4 protein-coding genes and 3 pseudogenes are annotated in these 5,419 nt (G+C 71.2%); 3 read left to right on the forward strand and 4 right to left on the reverse strand.

Annotated elements, in window-relative coordinates; all coding sequences use genetic code 11:
- Positions 1-152: 152 nt before the first annotated feature.
- Positions 153-422, forward strand: coding sequence for an FHA domain-containing protein (locus ACLEQD_RS35755; protein WP_410390306.1), 270 nt, complete (start codon positions 153-155; stop codon positions 420-422).
- 60 nt (positions 423-482) lie between these two features.
- Here the strand turns inward: ACLEQD_RS35755 and ACLEQD_RS35760 are convergent.
- A pseudogene (locus tag ACLEQD_RS35760) lies at positions 483-2,197 on the reverse strand (serine/threonine-protein kinase).
- A gap of 77 nt (positions 2,198-2,274) precedes the next feature.
- Here ACLEQD_RS35760 and ACLEQD_RS35765 point away from each other — a divergent pair.
- Positions 2,275-3,040: pseudogene (locus ACLEQD_RS35765) on the forward strand (FHA domain-containing protein).
- Positions 3,041-3,131: 91 nt separating this feature from the next.
- Here ACLEQD_RS35765 and ACLEQD_RS35770 read toward each other — a convergent pair.
- Positions 3,132-3,494 carry a TraR/DksA family transcriptional regulator gene (locus tag ACLEQD_RS35770; protein WP_120529590.1) on the reverse strand — a complete coding sequence of 121 codons (363 nt, stop codon included), beginning with the start codon at positions 3,492-3,494 and terminating at the stop codon, positions 3,132-3,134.
- Positions 3,495-3,619: 125 nt separating this feature from the next.
- Between ACLEQD_RS35770 and ACLEQD_RS35775 the strand changes: the two genes are divergently transcribed.
- Entirely contained in the window at positions 3,620-4,501 is an 882-nt protein-coding gene (locus tag ACLEQD_RS35775) for a DNA integrity scanning protein DisA nucleotide-binding domain protein (RefSeq protein WP_410390304.1), read from the forward strand.
- A gap of 7 nt (positions 4,502-4,508) precedes the next feature.
- On the opposite strand, the gene ACLEQD_RS35780 is transcribed toward ACLEQD_RS35775, so the two are convergent.
- Positions 4,509-5,078 carry a PspA/IM30 family protein gene (locus ACLEQD_RS35780; protein WP_171420983.1) on the reverse strand — a complete coding sequence of 190 codons (570 nt, stop codon included), beginning with the start codon at positions 5,076-5,078 and terminating at the stop codon, positions 4,509-4,511.
- Positions 5,079-5,095: 17 nt separating this feature from the next.
- Positions 5,096-5,419: pseudogene (locus tag ACLEQD_RS35785) on the reverse strand (VWA domain-containing protein); the annotation flags it as partial.

The following is a 5,419-nucleotide window of genomic DNA, read 5'->3' on the forward strand; positions in this document are numbered from 1 at the left end:
CCCTGGCGCCGCGCGCCCTCTTCAGCGCCGGCCAGCGGCTGTTCCGCTTCACCGGCCGCGTGGAGGCCCCTCCGCCCGCGCCGGGCCGGCCCAACCCATATGGCTCGCCGGTGCCGCTCGGCCAGGCGCTGTACGGCGTGGAAGAGGTGCACATGGGTGGCAGGGCGGGCCGCGCGGTGGTGACGGCCGCGGCGCTGCTCACCATCGGGCAGGCGCACTGCGACCTGGCGTACCCGAATGACGAGGGGCTCGCCGGCCGCCACTGCGAGCTGAGCCCCACCGCGACGGGCGCGATGCTGCGCGACCTGTCCGGCGGCCTGGGCACCTTCGTGCGCATCCCGCCCGCGACGGAGCGGCCCCTGCGCCCGGGCGACCGCGTCCGCCTGGGCCAGCACGTCATGCAGGTGGAGACGCTGGGCTGACGGGCAGGAGGCCCGGACCCACCGGGCCGGGCCTGATTCCGGCGGTTGCGAGCCGGGCCCTCAGGGCCCCGAGGGACGCGCCACCGGGCTGCCCAGCCGGACCTCGATGTACGCACGCGCGCGCGAGTCGGCATGTCGGTCAGGTGGCGCACCCACCAGCCGCGGGCCTCGTCGGTGTTGTCGCGCTGCCAGTACAGCTCGCCCAGCTTGAGGGCCAGCTCCGCTTCCGGGTTGAAGTTGAAGGCTTCCTTGTAGCTGGAGGTCGCGCGGCCCAGCTCCCCGGCCAGCACGTCGCGGTCCCCGTCCTGCGTCAGCTTGCGCGCCTTGTCCACGTTGCGCGCGTTGCTGGGGATCTGCCGCAGGTAGTCCGGCTGATCCGAGCCCGACGTGAGCAGCCGGGGCGCGTTGGGCGGCGCCACGTACTGGTTCCCCTCGGAGCCGCTGCCCGCGCCAATGCCGAAGTAGTAGACGAAGAAGCCCACCGCCCCCAGCACCAGCACCGTGGTGAGCGCCTTGAAGAAGAGGATGATGCCCTCGCCGCCAGGGGAGGCGGGCGCGACCACGGAGGTGCGGGTGCCCTCGGGCGCGAGCGTGGCCTCCTCGGAGACCGGGGTGCGCGAGCTGGGCAGGCCCTGCACGGTGGCCTCCACCGTCACGTCGTTCCAGCCCGTGTTGTTGCGCGCGGCGTTGTGCGCCGCCTGAGAGCGGCGCGGGATGGGGGCCAGCACGCCGGAGGCCTGGGGACGGCGCCCGCCGGTGTCGCTGGCACTGCTGGCCCCGCCGCGGCGGCGCTCCTTGTCGGCCGCGAGCAGCTCCGTCTTGAAGGCCGCGGCGTTGGCCGGCCGGTCATCCGGGTCCTTGGACAGGACGCGGAGGATCAGCCGCTCCATGCCCGGGGAGATGCGCGCGTCCGGACGGCGGCGCGTGGGCGGGGGCGGCTCCTCGGTGAGGTGCTTGGTGGCGAAGCCCACCGCTGAATCGGACTCGAAGGGCAAGAGGCCCGTCATCAGCTGGTAGAGGATGACGCCCACCGCGTACAGGTCCGAGCGGTGGTCCAGCACCGCGCCCCGCGCCTGCTCCGGGGACATGTACTCGGGGGTGCCGCACACGAAGCCCGCGCGCGTGAGGGCCGGGCCCTCGTCCTGCGAGTCGGTGATCTTCGCGATGCCGAAGTCCAGCACCTTCACGAAGTCCGGCTCGTTGCGGCGCTGCTCCACCATGATGTTCTCGGGCTTCAAGTCCCGGTGGATGACGCCCGCGCCGTGCGCGTCCGACAGCGCGCTGAGGATCTGCAGGACGATGCGCACCACGCGCGCCTCGCCCAGCGGCCACTCGCGGCTGAGGAGCTGATGCAGGTCCTGCCCGGCCACGTACTCCATCGCGATGAAGAGCGCGCCGTCGTCGGCCTGGCCGAAGTCCAGCACGCTGATGGAGTTGGGGTGGTTGAGGCGGCTCGCCGCCTTGGCCTCGCGCTGGAAGCGCGCGACGGTGCGCTCGTCCGACAAGAGCGTGTGGCGCAGCACCTTCAGCACCACCACCTTGTCCAGCGCGAGCTGACGGGCGCGGTACACCTTGCCCATGCCGCCTTCGCCGATGAGGGCCTCCACCCGGTACTTGGAGGCAATCGTCTTGCCCACGTATTCGTCGCCGCCCTCCGCCGAGCGCAGGAGCGTCGCGCCGCAGGCGGGGCAGTAGCGGGAAGAGTCTTCGGCGTCAGCGCCGCAGGAAGGGCAGTACACGTCAGCGTCCAGTCGGTGGGGCCGGGACTTCACCATGCCCCTCGGGTGGGGAGCAAGCCGTGCGCTTCTCGGGCCCCCCAACGCGGCGCGGGCCTGCTAGAAGGGAAACTCCCATGGACGCCGTGGAATATTGCCCCCGCTGTGACACCGAGAATTCCCGGGATGCCACTGTGTGCCGAGCCTGTGGTTCGGCGCTGCGCTCCGGGACGATGGTGATGGCCGTGGCGCACGTCTCGTCGCGCCCGCAGGTGTCCATCCGCGTGGTGCGGGCGGACGGCGGCCCCGAGTCGCTCGTGCGCATGCAGCGCGACACCCTCACCTGCGGCCAGCAGGCGGACATCGCGCTCAACGACGACCCTTCATCATGCCCGTGCAGGCGCGCTTCTTCTTCTCCGGCGCAAGGCTCGCCATCGAGGACGTGGGCGGCGCCAACGGCGTCTTCGTGCGCCTGCGCAACGAGCGCGAGCTGCCGCCGGCGGAGAGCTGCGCCTGGGCCGTCAGCGCCTGGTGCTGGAGCCCATCCCCGCCGCGGCGCTGGGGCCCGGCGGCACGCAGGTGTGGGGCTCGCCGGATCCGGGCTACCGGCTGCGGCTCATCCAGCTGCTGGAGGGCGGCCTGCGCGGCGCGGCCTACCCGCTCAAGGACGGCGACAACCTGCTGGGTCGTGAGCAGGGCGACATCGCCTTCCCCACGGACGGCTTCGTGTCCGGGCGGCACGCGCTGCTGCAGGTGCGGGGGGACCGGCTGATGGTGCGCGACGTGGGCTCGTCCAACGGCACGTTCATCCGCCTGGCGGGGCCGACCTTCGTCGACAACGGCGACCACTTTCTCATCGGCCGTCAGCTGCTGCGGGTGGAGATCCAGCCCGTGGCGGCCTGAAGCGACTTCGCGACTTCACTTCGCTCTTCGCGACAGGAGACGTGGACCGCACGGGCCGTGGAGCGCCGTGCGGTCCAAAGAAGCCACGGCCTCAGCCGTAGGACTTCTCCTTCTTCTCCTGCTCCTCCTTGCAGCGGATGCAGAGCGTCGTCACCGGACGCGCATCCAGGCGCTTGGGGGAGATGTCCTCCTCGCAGCGCTCGCAGATGCCGAAGGTGCCGTCCTCCACGCGCTTGAGCGCCGCGTCGATCTTCTGCAGGAGGAACTTCTCCCGGTCGCGCAGACGGAAGACCATGGACTGGGTGTACTCGGAGGCGGCCTGGTCGATTTCGTCAGGCAGGTCGTCCGTGTCGAAGGACGATTCCTCCACCAGGGTCTTCTTCGCGCTTTCGAGCAGGCTCGCTTTGCTGTCCTCGAGCATCTTCTTGTAACGCTTGAGATCTTTCTGGTTCACAGCCTGCGGCTCCGTTGGACGGGTAGAGGGGGCCTGACCCCGAAAAAAAGGGCCCGAAAGCTTTATTCAGCCAGTTCCCAGTGTCAAGCTGACCTGCTTCAAAACGTGGGTGCACGAGGGGCCCCTTGAGCGACAACACGAAGTTCGATCGGGAATTCTTGCGCTCGGCGCTTTCCCTGGCCGCCAAGAGCGAGGTCGACCACTTCCTCTACATCAGCGACACGCCGATTCCGCCGGAGGACCTCCGGGGTAAGCCCGCGCGCAAGAAGCTGGTGTACGCGGTGACGCTGGACAAGCTGGCGCAGGAGCACCAGCACAAGAAGTTCCGCGCGCTCGTCATCCCCGCGTACGACTACTCGCGCACGGAGCGGGTGAAGGTGGCGCTCGTGTCCGCGCTGTCGCAGGGGGCGTTCAAGGAAGGCGACCTCGTGCTCTGCATGACGGGCAAGGTGGGCCGCGCGCCGGACACGCTGATGCAGATGCGCATCGGCGGGTCGCTGGACGACCGGCTGGCCATCGAGGGCGTGAAGCTGGGCGACGAGTTCAACTCGCAGGTGGTGGACGCGCTCATCCAGCTGGCGCTCCAGATTGGCCAGGAGGGCTTCGAGGGTCACCCCATCGGGACCATCATCACGATTGGCGACCACACGGCCGTGCTGGAGAAGAGCCGGCAGCTCACCATCAACCCGTTCCAGGGCCTGTCGGAGTCCGAGCGCAACGTGCTCGACCCGAAGATCCGCGACGCCATCAAGAACTTCTCCGTGCTGGACGGCGCGTTCGTCATCCGCGAGGACGGCGTGGTGCTCTCCGCGGGCCGCTACCTGTCCGCCAACGACGACACGGTGAAGATTCCCCTGGGCCTGGGCGCGCGCCACGCGGCCGCCGCGGGCATCACCTCCACCACCCACTGCATCGCGCTCGTCGTGAGCCAGACGTCCGGCGCGGTGCGGCTGCTCAAGGGCGGCAACATCGTGCTGGAGCTGCACCAGACGGCGCGGCGGAACTAGCGCTCCCCTACTTCGCGCGCTCGGGCGTCGCGGGGGGGCGGTGCTCCTCGCGGTAGATGTCCGCCAAGGCGTGCGCCTTCTCCACCTCGTCGCGCGCGGCCTCCAGCGCCATCACCCGGTCGAAGCGCTCCACCTGCTCGCGCAGCGCCTCGGTGACGACGCCGCCCGCGGCCATCCGCGCGGAGGCGCTCTCGCGTTCGATGCGCAGGTCCGCCACGCGCTCGCCCAGCTCGCTGGCCGCGCCGAGCAGCAGCTCCGAGTCCCGCTCCGCTCTCCGCAGCGACTCGCGCGTGGACTCCAGCAGGCGCTCGGTCTGCACGCGGTCGCGCTCCAGCACGCCCACGCCCTTGGCGTCCCCCCGGTCATGCGCCGTCTGGCGCCGCCCGGCGATGTCGCCCAGGCGGGCCGTGTAGCGCGTCACGCCGCGGGAGAGCTCGCCCTTGAGCGCCAGCAGCGTGGCGGCGGACTTGCGCACCTCGGCCGCCTGGCGCTCCAGGTCCTCGATGAGCCGGTCGAACGTGGCCAGCGGGTCCACGGGCGCCGGAGGCGTCTTCTTGCGTTTGAGGAAGCCGAACATGGCGCGTGCCCCGAAGCCTACCCGAACGGGCGGCAGAGCAGCCGCACCCGCTCCAACGCCTCGCCCACCGGACGCGCACCGCCGGACAGCACGGCCAGGTAGCGCGCGGGCGTGAGTCCGTAGACGGACAGCAGGTGCTGCAGGAGCACCACGCTCTCCGTCGCGCGCCGGTCCGCGGGGGCGAGCGACGCGGCCTCGCCCACCGCCTCCAGGATGTCCGTCACCCGCGCCACCAGCTCCCTGCCGGGCACCTCCGGCACGGTGGGCGCCGGGGGCGTGGACGGGAAGAGCGCGTCGAAGGACGGCCTCCACGGCGACGCCTGTCCCGGCGCGCGGCCGGC

Origin of the sequence: Corallococcus sp. 4LFB, assembly GCF_046520365.1 — a bacterium.
Lineage (GTDB): Bacteria > Myxococcota > Myxococcia > Myxococcales > Myxococcaceae > Corallococcus > Corallococcus caeni.